The organism is Enterobacter sp. C6 (assembly GCF_008122455.1).
GTDB classification, from domain to species: Bacteria; Pseudomonadota; Gammaproteobacteria; order Enterobacterales; family Enterobacteriaceae; genus Enterobacter; species Enterobacter pseudoroggenkampii.
The window spans coordinates 45087-66018 of record NZ_QPFW01000238.1 but is presented as its reverse complement, the minus strand read 5'-3'; the positions used below and the strand labels follow the sequence as shown (position 1 = coordinate 66018).

Here is a 20932-nt window from a genome sequence, read left to right as displayed (position 1 = left end):
GAAGTGGAGCAGGTACTCGACTCGGCGCGCAAGGCGAAAAACGCCGGCTCGACCCGCTTCTGCATGGGCGCGGCGTGGAAGAACCCGCACGATCGCGACATGCCTTACCTGGAGCAGATGGTAAAAGGCGTGAAGGAGATGGGCCTAGAGGCCTGTATGACGCTCGGCACGCTGAACGACGAGCAGGCGCAGCGCCTTTCGGCGGCGGGGCTGGACTATTACAACCACAACCTCGACACCTCGCCGGAGTTTTACGGCAACATCATCACCACGCGTACCTACCAGGAGCGTCTGGATACGCTGGATAAAGTGCGTGACGCGGGGATCAAGGTCTGCTCCGGCGGCATCGTGGGCTTAGGCGAAACCGTGAAAGACCGTGCGGGCCTGCTGCTGCAGCTGGCGAACCTGCCGACCCCGCCGGAAAGCGTGCCGATCAACATGCTGGTGAAGGTCAAGGGCACGCCGCTGGCGGACAACGACGATGTGGATGCGTTTGATTTTATTCGCACCATCGCGGTGGCGCGCATCATGATGCCGACCTCTTTCGTGCGCCTCTCTGCCGGTCGCGAGCAGATGAACGAGCAGACCCAGGCCATGTGCTTTATGGCCGGAGCCAACTCTATCTTCTACGGCTGCAAGCTGCTGACCACGCCGAACCCGGAAGAGGACAAAGACGTTCAGCTGTTCCGCAAGCTGGGGCTTAACCCGCATCAGACCGAGGTGCTGACGGGCGATAACGAGCAACAGCAGCAGCTGGAGCAGCAGATTTTCAACGCTGACACCGACCAGTTCTACAACGCGGCAGCCGTATGACCTGGCAGGCACGTATCAACTCTGCGCTTGACGACCGTCGGGCGGCAGAGGCATTTCGCGTTCGCAGGGTGGTGGAAAACGGCGCGGGCCGTTTTCTTACCCGCGACGGGCGGCAGTTTTGTAATTTCTCCAGCAACGACTATCTCGGGCTGAGCCAGCATCCGGCCATTATCCGCGCCTGGCAGCAGGGCGCTGAGCGGTTTGGCGTGGGCAGCGGCGGCTCGGGACACGTCAGCGGATACACCACAGCGCATCATGCGCTGGAAGAGGAACTGGCTGATTGGCTCGGCTACCCGCGCGCGCTGCTGTTTATCTCCGGCTTTGCCGCCAACCAGGCGGTGATTACGGCCCTGATGGAAAAAGAGGACCGCATTGTCGCCGACCGCTTAAGTCACGCCTCCCTGCTGGAGGCGGCACATTTAAGCCCGGCGCAGCTGCGCCGCTTTGCTCATAACGATGCGGGACAGCTTGCTGCGCTGCTGGATAAACCCTGCGACGGACAACAGCTGGCGGTCACGGAAGGGGTATTCAGCATGGACGGCGACAGCGCGCCGCTTGCCGCGCTGCACGATACCGCCAAACGGCAAAACGCCTGGCTGCTGGTGGACGATGCCCACGGCATTGGCGTAATGGGCGACGAAGGGCGCGGGAGCGCGTATCAGCAAAACGTGAAGCCGGAGCTGCTGATTGTCACCTTCGGCAAAGGTTTTGGCGTCAGCGGCGCCGCCGTGCTGTGCAGCGAATCCGTCGCCGACTATCTGCTGCAGTTTGCCCGACACCTAATCTATAGCACCAGCATGCCCCCGGCGCAGGCCGTGGCGCTGTCTGCGTCGCTAGCGGTGATCCGCAGCGCAGAAGGGGATGAACGTCGCCAGCGGCTGGCAGAGCATATCGCCCGCTTCCGCCAGGGGCTAGCGGCGCTGCCCTTCCGCAGTCCCGATTCGCAGAGCGCTATCCAGCCGGTGATTGTCGGTGAAAACGGCCGCGCGCTGGCGCTGGCACAGGCGCTGCGCCAGCGCGGCATGTGGGTGACCGCCATCCGCCCGCCAACGGTTCCGCCGGGTACCGCGCGGCTGCGCTTAACCCTGACGGCGGCGCATGAACGACAGGATATTGAGACGTTGCTGGAGGCGCTCCATGTTGCCGGTGAATAAGCAGGCCGTCGCGGCGGCATTTGGTCGCGCCGCGCAGAGCTATTCGCAGCACGATGAGCTGCAGCGTCTGAGCGCGCAGGGGCTTCTGACCGCGCTTGGCGAGAGCCGTTTTCCCCAGGTGCTGGACGCCGGCTGTGGTCCGGGCAGCAACAGCCGCTACTGGCGCGGGGCGGGAAGCCAGGTCACGGCTATCGACCTCTCAGAGCAGATGCTCGACGAGGCGCGTCAAAGGCAGGCAGCGGATCGCTATCTGCTGGCCGATATCGAGGCGATCCCGCTGGCGGATGCGCAGTTCGATCTGGTCTGGAGCCATCTGGCGGTCCAGTGGTGCAGCAGCCTGCCGCAGGCCTTGCGCGAGCTTTATCGCGTGGCGCGACCGGGCGGGAAGGTGGCCTTTACCACCTTGCTGGAGAGTTCGCTGCCGGAGCTGAATCAGGCGTGGAAAGCGGTGGATGAGCAGCCGCACGCTAACCGTTTTTTATCGCATGACCAGGTGACGCAGGCACTGGCAGGCTGGCGCTACCGCAGCACTGTGCAGACCATCACCCTCAATTTTAGCGATGCGTTCAGCGCGATGCGCTCGCTGAAGGGCATCGGCGCCACGCACCTGCATGCCGGACGGGAGAAAAAACCGCTGACCCGGGGACAGCTGCAGCGCCTGGAGCTGGCCTGGCCTCAGCAGCGGGGTCATTTCCCGCTCTCTTATCAACTTTTTCATGGGATTATCGAACGTGACTGAACGTTATTTTGTCACCGGAACGGATACGGAAGTGGGCAAAACGGTGGCCAGCTCTGCGCTGCTGCAGGCGGCACGAAAGCTCGGAAAAAACACCGCCGGATATAAGCCCGTTGCTTCCGGCAGCGAGATGACGGCGGAAGGGTTACGCAACACCGACGCGCTGGCGCTCCAGCGTAACAGCACGCGTGAACTCGCCTATTCAGCGGTCAATCCATATACCTTTGCCGAGCCGACCTCGCCGCACATCATCAGCGCTGACGAAGGTCGTCCGATTGATTTCGCCGTGCTTTCAGCCGGGTTACGGGCGCTGGAAAGCCAGGCCGACTGGGTGCTGGTGGAAGGGGCTGGCGGCTGGTTTACGCCGCTTTCGGACGCGCAGACGTTTGCTGACTGGGTGCAGGCCGAGCAGCTTCCGGTCATTCTGGTCGTCGGCGTTAAGCTGGGCTGTATCAATCACGCCATGCTGACCGCGCAGGCCATACGGCAGGCCGGGCTGCGTCTGGCGGGCTGGATAGCCAACGACGTGGTTGCGCCGGGGAAACGACACCAGGAGTATCTGGCGACGCTCAGGCGCGTCCTTCCCGCCCCGTGCCTCGGGGAAATTCCCTGGCTTGCTGACGGCGCGGAAAATGCCGAAATCGGGCGTTATCTCGATCTCAGCGTCTTGCTTCCCGCGACATCCAGTGCGCGATAAGCTCGTCATCCAGTTCGTTAACGTGGCCCTGCGCCACGTTACGCCCGCGATAGAGCATACAGAAACGGTCCGCCACCCGGCGGATAAACGACAGCTGCTGCTCCGCTAACAGCACCGTCATACCTAACTCCCGGTTTAAGCGCACCAGCAGCTGCCCCAGCTTCTGGGCGAAGCTGTGTCCTGCGCCGTGCAGGGGCTCATCGAGGATCAGCAGGTGAGGACGGTTCACCAGCGCATTAGCCAGCGCCAGCTGGTACTGGTCGTCCGGAGAGAGCGTGTTGGCGCGGGTCTGTCGCAATGCGTAGAGCGCTGGAAACAGGTCGTAAACGTCGCTTTTCGCTTCCGGATTGGGTTTCCCCATCGCCCGCATGGCGATATGCAGATTCTCCTCAATCGTTAACTGGGAGAAGATCCGCCTGTCCTGCGGGACATAGCCTATCTCCGTTCCTGAACGCTGTTCTGGCGGCAGGTTAAGCAAATCGCGCGGCGGCGCGCCTGCCTCATGCCAGATGATGCTGCCGCTTTCGACGGGAACTCTCCCGGCGATGCAATTCATGAGGGTGGTTTTCCCCATTCCCGGCAGGCCAACGACGCCTGTACACATTCCTTGCGGAAAATCCAAATTCACGTTCCATAGCGTATGTTGGCTTCCGTAAAACTGATTCACAGCACGCAGACTCAACATCTTTCTCTCCTTAAAAATGTGTGTAGGTGAGGCTCGGGTTTGAATCTGCAAAACCCCTGCCAGAAACCGAAAAGCGTTTAAAAAACCGGCTTTTTTAGGAATAAGTCACCGGAGAGGGTGTGAGAAAAAAAGGGATTGCACATCGACGGTGCTGGCGGTGTTGAGTTGTGGTGCAGAACCCGAAATGCTGAAAATGTGAGCAAGATCGCATCGGTTGGTTATGAATGACGCAACTGTTAATCAGCAAAAAATAGCTATAAAAATTTTTTACCGCCGTCTCGTGGGAAAATCCGGGAATTTGCCGAGCGCCAGTCTGCATGGGCTGGAAGCAGTTATCCACTATTCCTGTGGATAACCATGTGCATTAGAGTTAGAAAACACGCGATAAGCGAGAGGAGACGCGGCTTTCGCCCAAATTGACGCGAAACGCGGCTTTAGAAAATATCGTTTATTATTTAATTGCTTAGATAAAAGCAATTCCCGTCATGAAAGTGTCACTCGTTGCCACAAAACTATCATTACCTGGCTTGACAAATGTTAAAAAAGAAAAAGTTCTGGGGATAACCCGACCTGACTGGTGTTTTATATTGTCACAGTCCAAATTTTGGTCGCTATCGCGCTAATCATTCAGGCGCTACTCTAAATATCCTGACATGCTACTGGTTTTTCATCCAGTGTTTTTTACTGGCATTCCTGGCAACAAGGAGTAAAATTACTCACCTGCCGCTTATAACGTCATCAAGTTGTCGCCCATGAGTAAACCGTTCAAATTGAATTCTGCTTTCCGTCCATCTGGCGATCAGCCTGAGGCGATCCGTCGTCTGGAAGAAGGGCTGGAAGATGGGCTGGCGCACCAGACGCTGCTGGGGGTAACCGGCTCGGGTAAAACGTTCACCATCGCCAACGTGATTGCGGATCTCCAGCGCCCCACGATGGTGCTGGCACCCAATAAAACCCTGGCCGCACAGCTTTACGGCGAGATGAAAGAGTTCTTCCCGGAAAACGCCGTGGAGTATTTCGTCTCCTACTACGATTACTACCAGCCTGAAGCCTATGTACCGAGCTCTGACACCTTCATTGAGAAAGATGCCTCGGTGAACGAACACATCGAGCAGATGCGTCTGTCGGCCACTAAGGCGCTTCTGGAGCGTCGCGATGTGGTCGTTGTCGCATCGGTTTCCGCGATCTACGGTCTCGGCGATCCGGATCTCTATCTCAAGATGATGCTGCACCTGACGCAGGGGATGATCATCGACCAGCGCGCCATCGTCCGTCGTCTGGCGGAGCTGCAGTATGCCCGTAACGATCAGGCGTTCCAGCGCGGCACCTTCCGCGTACGCGGTGAGGTGATCGACATCTTCCCGGCGGAATCGGACGATATGGCACTGCGCGTCGAGCTGTTCGACGAAGAGGTTGAACGCCTGTCGCTCTTCGACCCGCTGACCGGACACGTTGAGTCGGTGATCCAGCGCTTCACCATCTACCCGAAAACGCACTACGTGACGCCGCGCGAGCGTATCGTGCAGGCGATGGAAGAGATCAAAGTGGAGCTGGCCGAGCGCCGTAAGGTGCTGCTGGCGAACAATAAGCTGCTGGAAGAGCAGCGCCTGAGCCAGCGCACCCAGTTTGACCTTGAGATGATGAACGAGCTGGGCTACTGCTCCGGCATTGAAAACTACTCCCGCTTCCTCTCCGGGCGCGGGCCGGGCGAGCCGCCGCCGACGCTGTTTGATTACCTTCCGGCAGACGGTTTGCTGGTGATCGACGAATCCCACGTTACGATCCCGCAGATCGGCGGGATGTACCGCGGCGACCGGGCGCGTAAAGAGACGCTGGTAGAGTACGGCTTCCGCCTGCCGTCGGCGCTGGATAACCGTCCGATGAAATTTGAAGAGTTTGAGGCGCTCGCGCCGCAAACCATCTACGTTTCGGCCACGCCGGGCAACTACGAGCTGGAAAAATCGGGCGATGAGGTGGTTGACCAGGTGGTGCGTCCGACCGGGCTGTTGGATCCGGTTATCGAGGTGCGTCCGGTGGCCACCCAGGTGGACGACCTGCTCTCTGAGATCCGCGCCCGTTCCGCCATCAACGAGCGCGTGCTGGTGACCACGCTCACCAAGCGTATGGCGGAAGACCTGACCGAGTATCTCGAAGAGCACGGCGAGAAGGTGCGTTATCTGCACTCGGATATCGATACCGTGGAGCGCATGGAGATTATCCGCGACCTGCGTCTGGGCGAGTTTGACGTGCTGGTAGGGATTAACCTGCTGCGAGAAGGTCTCGATATGCCGGAGGTCTCGCTGGTGGCGATTCTCGATGCGGACAAAGAGGGCTTCCTGCGTTCTGAACGCTCCCTGATCCAGACCATCGGTCGTGCGGCGCGTAACGTCAACGGTAAAGCGATTCTGTACGGTGACAAAATTACCCCGTCGATGGCGAAAGCGATTGGTGAGACGGAACGCCGCCGCGAGAAACAGCAGCGCTACAACGAAGAACACGGCATTACGCCGCAGGGTCTGAACAAGAAGGTGGTGGATATTCTGGCGCTGGGTCAGAACATTGCCAAAACCAAAGCGAAAGGCCGCGGCAAGGCGCGTTCAGTGGTGGAAGAAGATACCGTCGTGCTGACGCCGAAAGCGCTGCAGCAGAAAATCCACGAGCTGGAAGGGCAGATGATGCAGCACGCGCAGAACCTTGAGTTCGAAGAGGCGGCGCAGATCCGCGACCAGCTTCATCAGCTGCGGGATCTGTTTATCGCGGCATCATAGGTTAAAGCAGCGTATTTCTCCCTCTCCCCGTGGGAGAGGGCCGGGGTGAGGGCATCAGGCCGCAAAAAACGAACCTAACCCAGCGCCTGAATCGCCTTCTCCAGCGCCTCGCGCAGCAGGTGACGGTCGTGGCGATACTTGATGTCTGAGGCCTCCAGTGGCTCCTGCACCACCAGACGATCGCCAATCCCTGACACATCCACTTTTGGTCCCACGACTACGCCGTCAATGATTTTCTTGCCGACGTAATGCTCCATTAATTCAAGCTTGTCCGCCAGCGACAGGCTCGCCGCCGCCGGGCTCAGTTCACGTCCCAGATTACCGATGTAAACCATCGGCGCCGGGGTGCGGCGCAGCGCCTGCGCCAGCTCTTTCACCAGCAGAATGGGCATCAGGCTGGTATAAAAACTGCCTGGACCGATCAGGATAAGATCCGCTTCCCCGATTGCCTCTACCGCTTCACGCGTGGCGGGCACGCTCGGATAGGTCATCAACTCCGTTGGCGGCAGAAGGAGCTGGTCAATATTCACCTCGCCGTAAACTTCATGCCCTTCGGCGTCGATTGCCATCAAGTCAACCGGTTGTTCAGACATGGGGATCAGGAATGCGTCCACTTTGAGCAGATTACGGATTAAGTTGATGGCTTCCAGAGGCCGTACGCTCAGGTGATCCAGCGCCTTTAACATCAGATTTCCGAGGTTATGCCCGGAAAGTTCGCCATTACCGCCAAAACGGTACTCAAACATCGCCGACGCGACGCTCGGCTCGGTAATTAACTGGTTCAGGCAGTTGCGCATATCTCCCCAGGCAATGCCGCCTTCGGCACGACGAATGCGCCCGGTTGAGCCGCCGTTATCGGTGGTGGTCACTATCCCTGTCAGCCTTGAGCCCAGTGACGACAAAGAGGACATAACCCGGCCTAAGCCGTGTCCTCCGCCAAGAGCGACCACTCGGTCAAGATCCGCAAAAGTGCGATTGCGCATACGTATTCCTTATTACGTTCGATCGCGTAACAGTAACCTAACTACCCCTAAAAGACGATGCTTCACCCGATGCAAAATGACGTATATCAATGTGAAAATGCGGTTTTTAGGTATTCTGTAGCGAAAATGGACGAATGACTCGCTATATACTTAATTATATAGCGAAAAGCGATAATGGCGCCGTCAGAATTTCCGCGCTACTATCGCCCTAACCACGTTTTCAAAATTGAAAACATACACTCTAGCCCTTGCGCCTGTGTCGAAAGATATGGCGCTCTGGCCGTGGCGAATTTGCCACCAGGGTACAGAAAGAAATGACTGTGCCTCCCGATCTGGAAAGGTGTACATGGCTTCACAACTTACTGATGCTTTCGCGCGTAAGTTTTATTACTTACGTCTGTCGATTACCGATGTGTGCAACTTCCGTTGCACCTACTGCCTGCCCGATGGCTACAAACCGGGCAGCATCACCAATAACGGCTTTCTCTCCGTGGATGAAGTGCGCCGCGTTACGCGCGCCTTCTCTGAGCTCGGCACCGAAAAAGTGCGCCTTACCGGCGGTGAACCCTCGCTGCGCCGCGATTTCCCCGACATCATTGCCGCCGTACGTGAAAACGAACGTATCCGCCAGATTGCGGTGACCACCAACGGTTACCGCATGGCGCGCGACGTGGCGACCTGGCGCAATGCGGGGCTGACGGCGATTAACGTCAGCGTCGATAGCCTGGACGCCCGCCAGTTCCACGCCATTACCGGCCAGGATAAATTCCAGCAGGTCATGGACGGTATCGATGCGGCATTTGCGGCCGGCTTCGAAAAAGTCAAAGTCAACACGGTGCTGATGCGTGATGTAAACCATCACCAGCTTGATACCTTCCTGGTGTGGATTAAATCCCGCCCCATTCAGCTGCGTTTTATTGAGCTGATGGAAACCGGCGAGGGTAGCGAGCTGTTCCGCCGCCATCACATCTCCGGCATGGTGCTGCGCGACGAGCTGCTAAAACGCGGCTGGCTCCATCAGATCCGCCAGCGCAGCGACGGCCCGGCGCAGGTCTTCTGCCACCCGGATTACGAAGGCGAGATCGGGCTTATCATGCCTTACGAGAAAGATTTCTGCGCCAGCTGCAACCGCCTGCGCGTCTCCTCCGTGGGCAAGCTCCATCTTTGCCTGTTTGGTGACGGCGGCGTAGACCTTCGCGATCTGCTGGAAGACGATGCGCAGCAGGACGCGCTTGAAGCACGCATTTCTGAAGCGCTGACGCATAAAAAACAGACCCACTTCCTGCATCAGGGCAATACCGGCATTACTCAGAACCTGTCCTACATCGGCGGGTAATCAGGCTTAAGAAGGAAACAGAAAATGAGTCAGGTAAGCGCAGAATTTATCCCGACACGCATTGCTATCCTTACCGTTTCCGATCGCCGTGGCGAAGAGGATGATACCTCCGGCCACTGGCTGCGCGAGGCGGCCCATGACGCGGGGCATCACATTGTTGATAAAGCGATCGTGAAGGAGAACCGCTACGCCATTCGCGCGCAGGTCTCTCAGTGGATCGCCAGCGATGAGGTGCAGGTGGTGCTGATCACCGGCGGCACCGGCTTTACCGCAGGCGATCAGGCCCCCGAAGCGCTTATCCCGCTGTTCGACCGCGAGGTGGAAGGCTTCGGCGAGGTGTTCCGCATGCTCTCCTTTGAAGAGATTGGTACCTCCACGTTGCAGTCGCGCGCCGTTGCCGGGGTGGCTAACAAAACCCTGATTTTCGCCATGCCGGGCTCGACCAAAGCCTGCCGCACCGCGTGGGAAAACATCATCGCCCCGCAGCTGGATGCCCGTACCCGTCCGTGTAATTTCCATCCCCATTTAAAGAAATAAGCTATGTCACAACTGACCCACATTAACGCCGCAGGCGAAGCGCATATGGTGGACGTCTCCGCCAAAGCGGAAACGGTGCGCGAGGCGCGCGCCGAAGCGTTCGTCACCATGCTGCCGGAGACGCTGGCGATGATTATCGACGGCAGCCATCACAAGGGCGATGTCTTTGCCACCGCGCGCATCGCGGGGATTCAGGCCGCCAAGCGCACCTGGGATCTCATCCCGCTGTGCCATCCGCTGATGCTGAGCAAGGTGGAGGTGAACCTGCAGGCCCAGCCGGAGCAGAGCCGGGTGCGCATTGAGTCACTCTGCCGCTTAACCGGCAAAACCGGCGTGGAGATGGAAGCGCTGACGGCGGCCTCCGTTGCCGCGCTGACCATCTACGACATGTGCAAAGCGGTGCAGAAAGATATGGTGATTGGCCCGGTTCGCCTGCTGGCAAAAAGCGGCGGAAAATCCGGAGATTTTAAGGTGGACAGTCATGATTAAGGTGCTCTTTTTTGCGCAGGTGCGCGAGCTGGTGAATACCGACAGCCTGACGCTGGATGCGTCTTTTGAAAACGTTGCTGCCCTGCGCGCGCATCTGGCGGCACAAAGCGACCGCTGGGCGCTGGCGCTGGACGAAGGCAAGCTGCTGGCCGCCGTTAACCAGACGCTGGTGGAATTCACCCACCCGCTGGCCGAAGGGGATGAAGTGGCCTTCTTCCCGCCGGTAACGGGGGGCTAAGATGGCTGAAACCCGAATTCTGGTGAGCCCCGGGCGTTTTAACGTGGGGACCGAATACAGCTGGCTGGCGGAACGCGATGAAGACGGCGCAGTTGTCACCTTCACTGGCAAAGTGCGCAACCACAACCTCGGCGACAGCGTGAAGGCGCTGACGCTGGAGCATTATCCCGGCATGACGGAGAAGTCGCTGGCGGAGATTGTTGGCGAGGCGCGGGGCCGCTGGCCGCTCGGCCGCGTCACGGTGATTCACCGCATCGGCGAGATGTGGCCCGGCGAGGAGATTGTCTTCGTCGGGGTGACCAGCGCGCACCGCGGCAGCGCGTTTGCCGCCGGGGAGTTCATTATGGATTACCTCAAAACCAGGGCGCCGTTCTGGAAGCGCGAAGCCACGCCGGAGGGTGACCGCTGGGTAGAATCTCGCGACAGCGATAAACAAGCCGCCAGCCGTTGGTAGTCGGTTTACGCGGATGTGTTAATCTTAACGTGTGTGTCTACTTAAACTTAATCAGGAGTGAATCATGGACCGATTTCCGCGTTCCGATTCAATAGTACAGCAGACCCGTAGCGGCCTGCAGACGTATATGGCTCAGGTGTACGGCTGGATGACGGTTGGCCTGCTGCTTACCGCGTTTATCGCGTGGTATGCGGCGAACACGCCGGAGCTGATGATGTTTATCTTCTCCAGTAAGATCACCTTCTTTGGGCTGATTATCGCGCAGCTGGCGCTGGTGTTTGTGCTTTCGGGTCTGGTGCAAAAGCTGAGTGCCGGAATGGCGACCACGCTGTTTATGCTCTATTCGGCGCTGACCGGGCTGACGCTCTCCAGTATTTTCATCGTCTACACCTACTCCTCCATCGCCAGCACTTTTGTGGTCACCGGCGGGATGTTTGGCGCGATGAGCCTGTACGGTTACACCACGAAGCGCGATCTGAGCGGCTTCGGCAGCATGCTGTTTATGGGGCTGATCGGGATTGTGCTGGCGTCGCTGGTGAACCTGTGGCTGAAGAGCGAAGCGCTGATGTGGGCCGTGACCTACATCGGGGTGGTGATCTTCGTTGGATTGACGGCGTATGACACCCAGAAGCTGAAAAACATCGGCGAGCAGATTGACGTGCGCGACAGCTCGAACCTGCGCAAATACGCGATCCTGGGCGCCCTGACGCTGTATCTGGACTTCATCAACCTGTTCCTGATGCTGCTGCGTATTTTCGGCAACCGTCGTTAAGGTTGCTTTGCCGGGTGGCGGCTTCGCCTTACCCGGCCTACGAAGCGCGAACCGTAGGTCGGGTAAGGCGAAGCCGCCACCCGACTTATTCACTTCGCTAGCATCCTCTCATTCTTCGCCCGCAGCTTTTTCGCCCGACTTTCCAGCACCAGATAGCAGATCGTTGCCAGCGCCAGCGGCAGGAAGTAATACAGCATGCGGTACGCCAGCAGGGCGGCGATAATCGTTCCCTGAGAAACATGCTCCCCGGCCAGCAGGGCAATAAACACCGCCTCCAGCACGCCGATCCCCGCCGGAATATGCACAATCACCCCGGCAATACTGCTCACCAGCAGCACGCCCAGCACGAAGAAGTAATTTACGTCCTCGCCAATCAGCAGCCAGATGATGGCTCCCATCGCCATCCAGTTAGCGCTGGAAACCGCCATCTGCAGCACCGCAAACTTCCACGAGGGCAGGACCAGCTTTTGCCCTTTAATGGTCATATGACGGCGTCTGGCAAAGGCGCAGGCCCAGAGATAAACGGCGATAATCAGCAGCAGTACGATGCCCAGAATGCGCAGCGTAGCCTCGTCGATATACCAGTGCGCGGGGAGCTGCACCACGCCGATGGTGAAGATCACCCCGCCGAGCAGAATATAGCCCAGCCAGTTAGTGGTGATGCTTAACGAGAAAATGCGCGTGATGGTTCCGCCCGGCAGGCCAAGGCGCGAATAAAGGCGATAGCGCATGCCAATGCCGCCGACCCAGGTGCTCAGCGTCAGGTTAAAGGCGTAGCAGATAAATGACACCAGCATTACCTGACGTTTGGCCAGCTTGTGGCCGCAGTAAGCGCGGCCCAGCAGGTCATAGCAGCCGTACATCAGGTAGCTCACGATAACCAGCCCCACAGCGCCCAGCAGCACCATCCGGTTATAGTTGCGGATGACCTTCCACACCTCTTCCCAGTCAACTTTCTGCGCGTAGACCACCAGCAGCACAGCGACCGCAATAAAAAACAGCCAGGTGAGGATCTTTTTTGCCAGCCGCCAGCGTGGATGCGATTTCGACATCAGGGTTTGCCTCCGTCTTCCGCTTCTATGCGGTCCTGGGTTTCCATTTCGGGTTGTACCGGCGGGTCCACCTGCGCCAGCTTCGGCGTATGCGCCGGCAGCCAGCCGACCATCGCCGGGAAATGCCGCAGAAAGTGGAACACCACCACGCTGATGCCCAGGTTCCACCAGGTGCGTTTGGGAACCATGGACTCATCCACGCGCACGCAGTCGTTAACGATCAACGCCTGAAGGTTATCCCGCAGGGTCTGATTAAACTGGCGATCGTGAATGATCAGGTTGGCTTCAAGGTTGAGCGATAAGCTCAGCGGATCAAGGTTGCTGGAGCCCACGGTGGCCCAGTGATCGTCCATCAGCGCGACTTTGCCGTGCAGCGGTCGGCGGCGATATTCGTAGATCTGGACGCCGCCCTTCACCAGATAGTTATACAGCAGCCGTGCCCCGACTTTGACGATCGGCATGTCCGGCTCGCCCTGCACAATCAGCTTCACGCGCACGCCGCGTCGGGCGGCATTGCGCATGGCATGCAGCAGACGATAGCCCGGGAAAAAGTAGGCGTTAGCGATGATCACTTCACGCTTCGCGTTGGCCAGCATCTTGAGATAATGACGTTCAATATCGTCCCGGTGCTCGCCGTTGTCGCGCCAGACGAAAAGCGCCTGCGCTTCGCCGGGCTTCCGATTCTCTTCCGGGCGATGACGGCGTTTCCACCAGCGGCGAACGGCCTCTTTCCCCGGCAGGTTCTCCAGCTCAAACAGCAAGATGTCCTGCACCACCGGGCCTTCAATGCGAATCGCGTAATCCTGCTTCGCTTCCGGGCCGTAGTCGGACATATGCTCAGCGGAGTAGTTAATGCCGCCGACAAACGCCACCGTCTCATCTACCACCACAATTTTGCGATGCATCCGGCGGAAAAGGTTGGTACGCATACCGAACAGGCGAGGGCCGGGATCGTAGTAGCGGAATACCACCCCCGCGGCGGTCAGTTCATTGACGAATGCATCGCTGAGGTCCGGCGAGCCGTAGCCATCCAGCAGCACTTCAATTTTCACCCCGCGCTGGGCGGCGCGCAGCAGCACGCTGTGCAGCTGCTTGCCAACGTTGTCTTCGAACCAGATAAAGGTTTCGAGGATCACCTTCTGCTGAGCGTGATCAATCGCCTTAAACACGGCCGGGTAATACTCGTCCCCGTTGACCAGCAGCGTGATCCGGTTGCCTTCCTGCCAGGAACATTTCATAGGTGGATCTCCGCGCTGAGCGGGGCATGGTCGGAAAGATGCCGCCAGTTGAGGAGCGCCAGGGCGGTCGGGCTGCTGGCATGGGCATTTTTTACGTAGATGCGGTCAAGCCGCAGCATCGGGAAACGGACCGGGAAGGTGCGCGCAGGCCTGCCGTTTGCGCGGGTGAAAATTTCCTCCAGTCCGGCCTCTACCTTTAACGGATGGTTTGCCCGCTGTCGCCAGTCGTTGAAATCGCCCGCCACTACCACCGGTTCACCTTCGGGAAGCGCGTTGGCCCATTCGGCCAGCATTTTCAGCTGCGCCTGACGATGGGCTTCGCGCAGGCCCAGATGAACACAGCCGACATGGATGGGCAGCTCAAGATCGGGCGGGGTAACGCGGCAGTAAAGCAGGCCGCGTTTTTCGCTCTCCCCGACGGAAACGTCGCGGTTTTCGTAATGTTCTATGGGATAACGGGACAGCACCGCGTTGCCGTGATGCCCTTCCGGATAGACCGCATTGCGGCCGTAGGCGTAATCACTCCACATGGTGTCGGCCAGAAATTCATAGTGCGGCGTGTCGGGCCAGTTCTCAAAGTGAAGCGGATGCACTTCGTGTGCGCCCATCACCTCCTGCAGGCAGACAATATCCGCGCTGACGGTGCGAACCGCGTCGCGCAGCTCCGGTAAAATGAAGCGGCGATTAAATGCTGTGAAGCCTTTATGAATGTTTATCGTCAGCACTTTAAGCGAGAAATGCTGCATTTTTTTCGTCATAAGCTCCTTCCTGAGTGACTATCCCAATGAAAATAAAGTGTAGTCGGCGTCACAAAAAGATGCGGCGTTACGGAATTTTCCGTAAAGTGCGGTAGTCTGATTAAGCAGAGAAAAATCCTTCAGGAGAGAAGCCATGAAGTGGCAACAACGTGTTCGTGTCGCAACTGGCCTGAGTTGCTGGCAGATAATGTTGCATTTACTGGTCGTGGCCGTACTGGTGATGGGCTGGATGAGCGGCACGCTGGTGCATGTTGGCCTGGGGCTATGCGTCCTTTACGGCGTCACCGTGCTGTCGATGCTGTTCTTACAGCGCCACCATGAAGCACGCTGGCGCGAGGTGGGTGATGTGCTCGAAGAGCTCACCACCACCTGGTATTTTGGTGCGGCGATGATCGTCCTGTGGCTGCTGTCACGCGTGCTGCAAAACAACCTGCTGCTGGCCCTGGCGGGTATGGCTATCCTCGCAGGGCCTGCGGTCGTCTCATTGCTGACCAAAGAGAAAAAGCTACGCAATGTTGCGTCTAAACATCGCGTACGCCACTGAGCCCGTCGTGGCCGCAATCACCAGTAGCGGCCACAAACTTCCCCAGACAATATCCAGACTCGCATCCTTCAGATAGATTTGTTTGGTGATGTCCGTAAAGTGCCGAATCGGGTTTATCCACGTCAGATCCTGAAGCCACACCGGCATATTCTCGACGGGCGATACGTACCCCGAGAGCAAAATCGCGGGCATCATAAAGACGAATACCCCGATAAACGCCTGCTGCTGCGTTGAGCAGAGCGCTGAGATCAACAGCCCGAATCCCACCAGCGACAGCCCGTAAATCACCATCGTGAAGTAAAACAGCGCCAGCGAACCGGCGAACGGGATCTGGTAGGCCCAAATACCGACTCCCAGCACGATGGTGGCCTGGAACGTCGCGACAATCAGCGCCGGCACAGCTTTCCCGACGAAAATCTGCCAGGTGGCGAGTGGGGAGACCAGCAGCTGATCCAGCGTGCCCTGTTCGCGCTCGCGGGCGACGGAGAGGGAGGTCACGATCATCACCCCGATGGTGGTGATCATGGCGATCAGCGACGGTACCACGAACCACTTGTAGTCCAGGTTCGGGTTGTACCAGTTGCGCACCACCAGTTCGCTGTTGTTGGGCTTCGGTTTGCCGTCCATCAGCTCCTGCTGGTAATCCTTCACCACCTGCTGCAGATAGTTGGCCGCGATCTGGGCGCTGTTGGAGTTACGTCCGTCGAGGATCAGCTGCATCGGCGCGGTCTGGAAGGTATCCAGATTGCGGGAGAAATCCGCCGGGAACCGTACCAGCAGCAGCGCTTTTTGCGTGTCGATAGTGGGCTGGATCTCCTGCGGGCTTTTCAGCAGCAGGATGTGGGTAAAGGCTTTCGCGCGGGCAAAGCGCTGCGTTAGCTCAACGGCGTGTTTGCCGTTGTCTTCGTTGTAAATGGCGATGGTGGCGTTGGTCACCTCAAGGGTGGCGGCAAATGGGAACAGCAGTACCTGGATCAGCACCGGCAAAACCAGAATGGCGCGGGTTTGCGGCTCGCGCAGCAGGGATTGCAGCTCTTTGCGTATTAACGTCCATAAACGGTAAAACATGCGCGCTCCTTAATCTAACCGCCGTTTGGTTTTCATCCACGTCAACCCGATAAACATCGCCGCTGACGCCAGTAAAAACAGGGTGTTGATAATCAGCACCACCGGAATATTCCCCGCCAGGAACAGGCTTTGCAGCGTGCTTACAAAGTAGCGCGCCGGGATGATGTAGGTCACGGCGCGGATCACCGCAGGCATACTGTCTATCTGGAAGATAAACCCGGACAGCATAATCGACGGCAAAAAGGCGGCGTTGAGGGCCACCTGGGCCGCGTTAAACTGGTTGCGGGTGATGGTGGATATGAGTAGCCCCATCCCCAGCGTGCTGAGTAAAAACAGGCTGGTGATAAAGAACAGTACCACCAGCGAGCCGCGATACGGCACGCCGAGGATAAAGACGGACACCAGCATGCAGAGCAGCATCGCCAGCATGCCGAGGAAGTAGTAGGGAATAAGCTTGCACAGTAGCAGCTCGACGCGCGTCACTTCGGTTGAAAGCAGCGCCTCCATAGTGCCGCGCTCCCACTCGCGGGCGATCACCAGCGAGGTCAGAATCGCGCCAATGACCGTCATGATAATCGTCACCGCGCCCGGAATAATAAAGTGCTGGCTGATGGCGGCGGGGTTAAACCAGTAGCGCGTCTGCACGTCGATGAGCGGTTTAAATTCTTCACCCCGATCTTCCGCCCGCTGCATCTGCCAGAGCTGCCAGATCCCCTCCGCGTAGCCCTGCACGAAGTTCGCGGTGTTCGGCTCGCTGCCGTCGGTGATCACCTGGATCGGCGCATCGGTATTCGCCCGCGCCATGTTGGCGGCAAAATCCACCGGAATGACGATCAGACCGCGAATCTTCCCGGCCTGCATCTTCTGGATCAGTTCCTGACGGCTGTCGCTGATGGTGGCGTCAATATAGGGCGATCCGGTCATGGCGTGGGTGAAGTCCAGAGCCTCTTCGCTCTGCTGTTCCAGCAAAATCCCGACCCGGAGCTTGCTGGAGTCCAGATTAATGCCGTAGCCAAAGATAAACAGCAGCAGCAGGGGGATCACCACCGCAATCAGCCAGCTGCTGGGGTCACGCACGATCTGCCGCGTCTCTTTAATGCACAGCGCGTGCACCCGGCGCCAGGAAAGGGTTTTACTGCGCATGGGCATTCTCCTTATCCCAGTCGTGGATGAGGGTGATAAACGCCTGCTCCATGGTCGGGTCCGGGAGCTCCTCGTCGGCGGCCTGGTTTTTCAGGTCGTCCGGGGTACCGTGGGCAATCAGCTTACCGCGATACACCAGCCCGATGCGGTCGCAGTACTCCGCCTCGTCCATGAAGTGGGTGGTCACCATTACGGTCACCCCTTTTTCCACCATGCTGTTGATATGCAGCCAGAACTCGCGGCGGGTGAGAGGATCAACGCCCGAGGTCGGTTCATCCAGAAACAGAATATCCGGCTCGTGCATCAGCGAGCAGGCCAGCGCCAGCCGCTGCTTAAAGCCGAGCGGCAGCTCGTCGGTGGCGTGGGAGGCAATGTTGGTTAACCCGAAGGCGTCGCTCATGCGGCGGATTTTGTCGTTCTGCGCCCGCCCGCGCAGGCCGTACACGCCGGAGAAAAAGCGCAGATTTTGCTCGACCGTCAGGTTGCCATACAGGGAGAATTTCTGCGCCATATAGCCCAGATGCTGGCGCGCCTTGCCGGAGCTGACCTTCAGGTCCATGTCCAGTACCAGCGCCTTGCCGGACGTCGGCACCAGCAGGCCGCACATCATCTTAAAGGTGGTCGATTTTCCCGCACCGTTCGGCCCGAGCAGGCCAAAAATCTCCCCGCGCTTCACCGCAAAATTAACGTTGTCGGTGGCGGCGAAATCCCCGAACTTTTTGGTGAGGGATTTGGCTTCAATGACCGTTTCGCCCGGCGTGCCTTCCACCGTGTGCAGAATGGTGCCAAGCGGCGACTCTGACGTCCCCGCGCCGCCCAGCAGGTCGATAAACGCATCTTCGAAACGCGGCGCCGTTTCTTCCATGTCGATCTCAGGCATGCCGGGCGCATGGCGAATATCGTCGACGGTGGCCTCTTTTTTGAGGATCACCCGCACCGAGCGGCCCTGAATCATCCCGTCGCTGACCTGCGGCAGCTTGAGCACCCGCTGCAGCAGCGTGCGGTTGGACGCCTGCGGGCTGTGCAGCAGGAAGCTGCGCCCGGCCATGCTCTGCGTCAGCCTCGTCGGCTCGCCCTGATAAAGCAGTTCGCCTTCGTTCATCAGCAGCACGTCCCGGCACTGTTCCGCTTCGTCGAGGTAGGAGGTGCTCCAGAGGATCAGCATCCCGTCGCCCGCCAGCTCGTGCACCATCTGCCACAGCTCGCGGCGGGAAATCGGGTCAACGCCCACGCCGGGCTCATCCAGCAGCAGCACCTTTGGTTCGCCCACCAGCGTACAGGCCAGCCCCAGCTTCTGCTTCATCCCGCCGGAAAGCTTGCCCGCCAGCCGGTCGGTGAACGGCCCGAGGGAGGTAAACTCCAGCAGGCGCGCGAAGGTTTTCTGCCGTGTTTCGCCGGTGACGCTGCGCAGGTCGGCGTACAGGTTCAGGTTTTCCATCACCGTCAGGTCTTCGTACAGGCCAAACTTCTGCGGCATATAGCCGAGCATGGCGTGGAGCGCGCCGTCATCTTTTATCGGGTCAAGACCGAGCACGCTGGCCGTACCTTCATCCGGCTTGAGCAACCCCGCCAGCATCCGCATCAGCGTAGTTTTCCCCGCGCCGTCCGGGCCGACCAGCCCGGTCACATAGCCTTTCTGGATGGTACAGTTCAGCGGTGCGACCGCGGGCTTATCCATCCCCTTAAAGCGTTTAACCAGATTGTTGAGCTGAATAACCGCGTCATTCATGTCGTTCCCCGCTGTTCACTTTTACGGTGACGGGCATGCCCTGACGCAGCGCGTCATCCGCATCGGTCACGATGATTCGCAGGCGATACACCAGGTCGGTACGCAGGTCCGGTGTTTCTACTGTTTTCGGCGTGAATTCGGCGGTAGGGGAGACAAAGCCCACTTTGCCGTGATACGGCTTGTCCGGGCGACCGTCGGTATAGAGCAGCAGCTCGCGACCCGGCTGCATCTGGCCGAGATTCGTCTCATCAATGTAGGCGCGTACCCACACCGGGCGGGTCAGGGAGAGGGTCAACACGGTGCTGCCCGCGCTGAGCATGCTGCCCGGCTCCACGGCGCGGGTCATCAGCGTGCCGTCAGACGGTGCGATGAGCGTGGTATCATGCAGATCCAGCTCCGCCTGGGCCAGCTGCGCCTGCGCCTGTTCAAGGCTGGCTTTCGCCTGGGCGATATCCTGCGGGCGGTTACCGGTGTGGTACTGGCTTAATTTATCCTGCGCGGATTTCAGCGTTGCCTGCGCCTGGTCGCGGGACGAGCGCGCATTTTCCAGATCGTTAGCGGAAATGGTGCGGCTTTTCCACAGCCCCTGCTGACGGGCGTAGAAGTTCTGCGCGTAGTCATAGGCGGCCTGCGCCTGTTTAACGGCTGCCGCGGCCTGAGCGATCTCTTCGTCGCGATAGCCTGCCAGCATCAGGTCATACTGCGCCTGCGCAACGGAGACGCCCGCCTTGGCCTGCAGCAGCGCATTTTCATAGGGCGCTTTGTCCAGCATCCCCAGCGTCTGCCCGGTTTTAATGGCATCGCCTTCGTCAACGCTCAGCGCGGCGAGACGTCCGCCGACGCGGAAGCTCATGTTCACCGTGCGAATATCCACGTTACCGTACAGCGTCAGGCCTTTATCCTGATGGCTCTGGTACCACAGCCATCCACCGACTCCGGCGGCAAGCAAAACAACAACCACCAGAATGATGGCGACAGGTTTTTTCATGACTTCAGGCTCCTTTGCGTTAAGCCTTGCAGGATCAGATCGAGATGACAGGCGATCACCTCACCGATCTGCGCGGCTTTATCCTCATCAAATTGTGTCCACCCGGTGCGTAACAGGATGGTTTCCCGGCCCAGACGGAAGGCAAGGATTTCACCCAGCAGGGCGTGGGTATGCAAAATTGTCGCGGTATCGTTGGCATCCCGCCCGGTATAGGCGGCGATCAGCCGGGTCAGGTGGGTATGCATCGGGGCAATGACCCGATCGTGTACCCGCTGATAGGCGGCAGTGGGGGAGAGCTGCTCGCGGGAGATAAACTTGCTCAGGTTGAGCGTATCGTCGTGGGTCAGCACGCGGATCATGTTGTGGCAGGCATTGAGGATCAGCTGGCGGATGACCTCGCGATCGGGCGACGGCTGGCTGAGCAGCGCGGTGGCCTCCTCGACGTGAGGGTGAAACTGCGTGCCGATAAAATCGGCAATCCACTCGGCGCAGGCGAGATATAAATCCTCTTTCGAGCCAAAATAGTAGGTAATCGCCGCAATGTTTTGCCCGGCCAGCGCGGCGATATCGCGCGTGGTCGCATGCAGCCCATACTCACCAAACTGCGCCAGCGCGGCGGCAATAAGCTGGTTTTTGGCCTGTTCACCTTTGGTTGTTGTGGGTGTTGTATTCATGGCGGCATTAAAAATTAATCAATCGATTGATTAAGATTATGCCTGATTCACGCTTACGTCGAGGGAACGCGGAGGG

At 58.7% G+C, this 20932-nt stretch carries 22 protein-coding genes and 1 riboswitch; of the genes, 12 read left to right on the top strand and 10 right to left on the bottom strand.

Annotation, left to right across the window (positions count from 1 at the left end; all coding sequences use genetic code 11):
- The 4 genes from bioB to bioD form a co-directional block, all read left to right on the top strand.
- The coding region (bioB, locus tag DOU50_RS17200; protein ID WP_148769804.1) for a biotin synthase BioB at nucleotides 1-813 on the top strand (813 nt) is incomplete at its 5' end.
- The gene (gene bioF, locus DOU50_RS17195; RefSeq protein WP_148769803.1) at nucleotides 810-1967 is read left to right on the top strand and encodes an 8-amino-7-oxononanoate synthase; all 1158 of its coding nucleotides are present in this window, start codon (nucleotides 810-812) and stop codon (nucleotides 1965-1967) included. The genes bioB and bioF, both read left to right, overlap by 4 nt.
- Complete coding sequence (gene bioC, locus DOU50_RS17190) at nucleotides 1951-2706, top strand: malonyl-ACP O-methyltransferase BioC (protein ID WP_148769802.1); 756 nt, start codon at nucleotides 1951-1953, stop codon at nucleotides 2704-2706. The genes bioF and bioC overlap by 17 nt, the downstream gene beginning before the upstream one ends.
- Nucleotides 2699-3400, top strand: coding sequence for a dethiobiotin synthase (gene bioD, locus DOU50_RS17185; protein ID WP_148769801.1), 702 nt, complete (start codon nucleotides 2699-2701; stop codon nucleotides 3398-3400). The genes bioC and bioD overlap by 8 nt, the downstream gene beginning before the upstream one ends.
- Here bioD and DOU50_RS17180 read toward each other — a convergent pair.
- On the bottom strand, nucleotides 3363-4085 hold the full coding sequence (locus tag DOU50_RS17180; protein WP_024908764.1) for an ABC transporter ATP-binding protein: 723 nt from the start codon (nucleotides 4083-4085) through the stop codon (nucleotides 3363-3365). The genes bioD and DOU50_RS17180 overlap by 38 nt on opposite strands.
- Before the next feature lie 752 nt (nucleotides 4086-4837).
- On the opposite strand from DOU50_RS17180, the gene uvrB reads away from it, so the two are divergent.
- The gene (gene uvrB, locus DOU50_RS17175; protein WP_024908763.1) at nucleotides 4838-6853 is read left to right on the top strand and encodes an excinuclease ABC subunit UvrB; all 2016 of its coding nucleotides are present in this window, start codon (nucleotides 4838-4840) and stop codon (nucleotides 6851-6853) included.
- A 74-nt stretch (nucleotides 6854-6927) separates the two neighbouring features.
- Here uvrB and yvcK read toward each other — a convergent pair whose 3' ends face one another.
- Nucleotides 6928-7836: a uridine diphosphate-N-acetylglucosamine-binding protein YvcK gene (yvcK, locus tag DOU50_RS17170; protein WP_048992088.1), complete on the bottom strand. Its 909-nt coding sequence runs from the start codon at nucleotides 7834-7836 to the stop codon at nucleotides 6928-6930.
- A 225-nt stretch (nucleotides 7837-8061) separates the two neighbouring features.
- A riboswitch (molybdenum cofactor riboswitch) is annotated at nucleotides 8062-8195 on the top strand.
- On the opposite strand from yvcK, the gene moaA reads away from it, so the two are divergent.
- The 6 genes from moaA to DOU50_RS17135 all read left to right on the top strand — a co-directional run bounded on the left by moaA (nucleotide 8183) and on the right by DOU50_RS17135 (nucleotide 11662).
- Entirely contained in the window at nucleotides 8183-9172 is a 990-nt protein-coding gene (moaA, locus tag DOU50_RS17160; RefSeq protein WP_148769800.1) for a GTP 3',8-cyclase MoaA, read from the top strand. (Overlaps the previous riboswitch by 13 nt.)
- A 24-nt stretch (nucleotides 9173-9196) precedes the next feature.
- Nucleotides 9197-9709: a molybdenum cofactor biosynthesis protein B gene (moaB, locus tag DOU50_RS17155; RefSeq protein WP_024908761.1), complete on the top strand. Its 513-nt coding sequence runs from the start codon at nucleotides 9197-9199 to the stop codon at nucleotides 9707-9709.
- Between the two features lie 3 nt (nucleotides 9710-9712).
- Complete coding sequence (gene moaC / locus DOU50_RS17150) at nucleotides 9713-10198, top strand: cyclic pyranopterin monophosphate synthase MoaC (protein ID WP_023292962.1); 486 nt, start codon at nucleotides 9713-9715, stop codon at nucleotides 10196-10198.
- Nucleotides 10191-10436: a molybdopterin synthase sulfur carrier subunit gene (moaD, locus tag DOU50_RS17145; protein WP_032649449.1), complete on the top strand. Its 246-nt coding sequence runs from the start codon at nucleotides 10191-10193 to the stop codon at nucleotides 10434-10436. Before moaC ends, moaD begins: the two co-directional genes overlap by 8 nt.
- Nucleotide 10437: 1 nt before the next feature.
- Complete coding sequence (gene moaE, locus DOU50_RS17140) at nucleotides 10438-10890, top strand: molybdopterin synthase catalytic subunit MoaE (protein ID WP_148769799.1); 453 nt, start codon at nucleotides 10438-10440, stop codon at nucleotides 10888-10890.
- A gap of 64 nt (nucleotides 10891-10954) precedes the next feature.
- Nucleotides 10955-11662, top strand: a complete 708-nt coding sequence (locus DOU50_RS17135; RefSeq protein WP_024908758.1) for a Bax inhibitor-1 family protein — start codon at nucleotides 10955-10957, stop codon at nucleotides 11660-11662.
- A gap of 89 nt (nucleotides 11663-11751) precedes the next feature.
- Here DOU50_RS17135 and DOU50_RS17130 read toward each other — a convergent pair whose 3' ends face one another.
- Genes DOU50_RS17130 through DOU50_RS17120 form a run of 3 tightly spaced genes read right to left on the bottom strand, consistent with a single transcriptional unit; the run spans nucleotide 11752 to nucleotide 14710 of the window.
- Entirely contained in the window at nucleotides 11752-12714 is a 963-nt protein-coding gene (locus DOU50_RS17130) for a lysylphosphatidylglycerol synthase transmembrane domain-containing protein (protein WP_048991527.1), read from the bottom strand.
- Nucleotides 12714-13952: a cardiolipin synthase ClsB gene (gene clsB / locus DOU50_RS17125; protein WP_048991526.1), complete on the bottom strand. Its 1239-nt coding sequence runs from the start codon at nucleotides 13950-13952 to the stop codon at nucleotides 12714-12716. The genes DOU50_RS17130 and clsB overlap by 1 nt, the downstream gene beginning before the upstream one ends.
- Complete coding sequence (locus DOU50_RS17120; RefSeq protein WP_148769798.1) at nucleotides 13949-14710, bottom strand: endonuclease/exonuclease/phosphatase family protein; 762 nt, start codon at nucleotides 14708-14710, stop codon at nucleotides 13949-13951. The genes clsB and DOU50_RS17120 overlap by 4 nt, the downstream gene beginning before the upstream one ends.
- A 133-nt stretch (nucleotides 14711-14843) precedes the next feature.
- On the opposite strand from DOU50_RS17120, the gene DOU50_RS17115 reads away from it, so the two are divergent.
- Nucleotides 14844-15254, top strand: coding sequence for a YbhQ family protein (locus tag DOU50_RS17115; protein ID WP_032649440.1), 411 nt, complete (start codon nucleotides 14844-14846; stop codon nucleotides 15252-15254).
- Here the strand turns inward: DOU50_RS17115 and DOU50_RS17110 are convergent.
- Genes DOU50_RS17110 through cecR form a run of 5 tightly spaced genes read right to left on the bottom strand, consistent with a single transcriptional unit; the run spans nucleotide 15216 to nucleotide 20856 of the window.
- Nucleotides 15216-16322, bottom strand: coding sequence for an ABC transporter permease (locus DOU50_RS17110; protein WP_148769797.1), 1107 nt, complete (start codon nucleotides 16320-16322; stop codon nucleotides 15216-15218). The two genes, DOU50_RS17115 and DOU50_RS17110, sit on opposite strands and share 39 nt — an antisense overlap.
- 9 nt (nucleotides 16323-16331) lie before the next feature.
- The gene (locus tag DOU50_RS17105) at nucleotides 16332-17465 is read right to left on the bottom strand and encodes an ABC transporter permease (RefSeq protein WP_148769796.1); all 1134 of its coding nucleotides are present in this window, start codon (nucleotides 17463-17465) and stop codon (nucleotides 16332-16334) included.
- On the bottom strand, nucleotides 17455-19194 hold the full coding sequence (locus DOU50_RS17100) for an ATP-binding cassette domain-containing protein (protein ID WP_148769795.1): 1740 nt from the start codon (nucleotides 19192-19194) through the stop codon (nucleotides 17455-17457). The genes DOU50_RS17105 and DOU50_RS17100 overlap by 11 nt, the downstream gene beginning before the upstream one ends.
- Nucleotides 19187-20182, bottom strand: a complete 996-nt coding sequence (gene hlyD / locus DOU50_RS17095; RefSeq protein WP_148769794.1) for a secretion protein HlyD — start codon at nucleotides 20180-20182, stop codon at nucleotides 19187-19189. Before hlyD ends, DOU50_RS17100 begins: the two co-directional genes overlap by 8 nt.
- Nucleotides 20179-20856, bottom strand: a complete 678-nt coding sequence (gene cecR, locus DOU50_RS17090) for a transcriptional regulator CecR (protein WP_148769793.1) — start codon at nucleotides 20854-20856, stop codon at nucleotides 20179-20181. The genes hlyD and cecR overlap by 4 nt, the downstream gene beginning before the upstream one ends.
- Nucleotides 20857-20932 lie beyond the last annotated feature (76 nt).

Bases quoted from the DNA above. Each gene is read 5' to 3' on its own strand.
- DOU50_RS17110 (WP_148769797.1), bottom strand. From the start codon at position 16,322: ATGTTTTACCGTTTATGGACGTTAATACGCAAAGAGCTGCAATCCCTG.
- moaA (WP_148769800.1), top strand. From the start codon at position 8,183: ATGGCTTCACAACTTACTGATGCTTTCGCGCGTAAGTTTTATTACTTA.
- DOU50_RS17130 (WP_048991527.1), bottom strand. From the start codon at position 12,714: ATGTCGAAATCGCATCCACGCTGGCGGCTGGCAAAAAAGATCCTCACC.
- DOU50_RS17100 (WP_148769795.1), bottom strand. From the start codon at position 19,194: ATGAATGACGCGGTTATTCAGCTCAACAATCTGGTTAAACGCTTTAAG.
- DOU50_RS17105 (WP_148769796.1), bottom strand. From the start codon at position 17,465: ATGCGCAGTAAAACCCTTTCCTGGCGCCGGGTGCACGCGCTGTGCATT.
- hlyD (WP_148769794.1), bottom strand. From the start codon at position 20,182: ATGAAAAAACCTGTCGCCATCATTCTGGTGGTTGTTGTTTTGCTTGCC.
- clsB (WP_048991526.1), bottom strand. From the start codon at position 13,952: ATGAAATGTTCCTGGCAGGAAGGCAACCGGATCACGCTGCTGGTCAAC.
- DOU50_RS17180 (WP_024908764.1), bottom strand. From the start codon at position 4,085: ATGTTGAGTCTGCGTGCTGTGAATCAGTTTTACGGAAGCCAACATACG.
- bioF (WP_148769803.1), top strand. From the start codon at position 810: ATGACCTGGCAGGCACGTATCAACTCTGCGCTTGACGACCGTCGGGCG.
- moaC (WP_023292962.1), top strand. From the start codon at position 9,713: ATGTCACAACTGACCCACATTAACGCCGCAGGCGAAGCGCATATGGTG.
- DOU50_RS17135 (WP_024908758.1), top strand. From the start codon at position 10,955: ATGGACCGATTTCCGCGTTCCGATTCAATAGTACAGCAGACCCGTAGC.
- moaE (WP_148769799.1), top strand. From the start codon at position 10,438: ATGGCTGAAACCCGAATTCTGGTGAGCCCCGGGCGTTTTAACGTGGGG.
- uvrB (WP_024908763.1), top strand. From the start codon at position 4,838: ATGAGTAAACCGTTCAAATTGAATTCTGCTTTCCGTCCATCTGGCGAT.
- bioC (WP_148769802.1), top strand. From the start codon at position 1,951: ATGTTGCCGGTGAATAAGCAGGCCGTCGCGGCGGCATTTGGTCGCGCC.
- moaD (WP_032649449.1), top strand. From the start codon at position 10,191: ATGATTAAGGTGCTCTTTTTTGCGCAGGTGCGCGAGCTGGTGAATACC.
- DOU50_RS17120 (WP_148769798.1), bottom strand. From the start codon at position 14,710: ATGACGAAAAAAATGCAGCATTTCTCGCTTAAAGTGCTGACGATAAAC.
- DOU50_RS17115 (WP_032649440.1), top strand. From the start codon at position 14,844: ATGAAGTGGCAACAACGTGTTCGTGTCGCAACTGGCCTGAGTTGCTGG.
- yvcK (WP_048992088.1), bottom strand. From the start codon at position 7,836: ATGCGCAATCGCACTTTTGCGGATCTTGACCGAGTGGTCGCTCTTGGC.
- moaB (WP_024908761.1), top strand. From the start codon at position 9,197: ATGAGTCAGGTAAGCGCAGAATTTATCCCGACACGCATTGCTATCCTT.
- cecR (WP_148769793.1), bottom strand. From the start codon at position 20,856: ATGAATACAACACCCACAACAACCAAAGGTGAACAGGCCAAAAACCAG.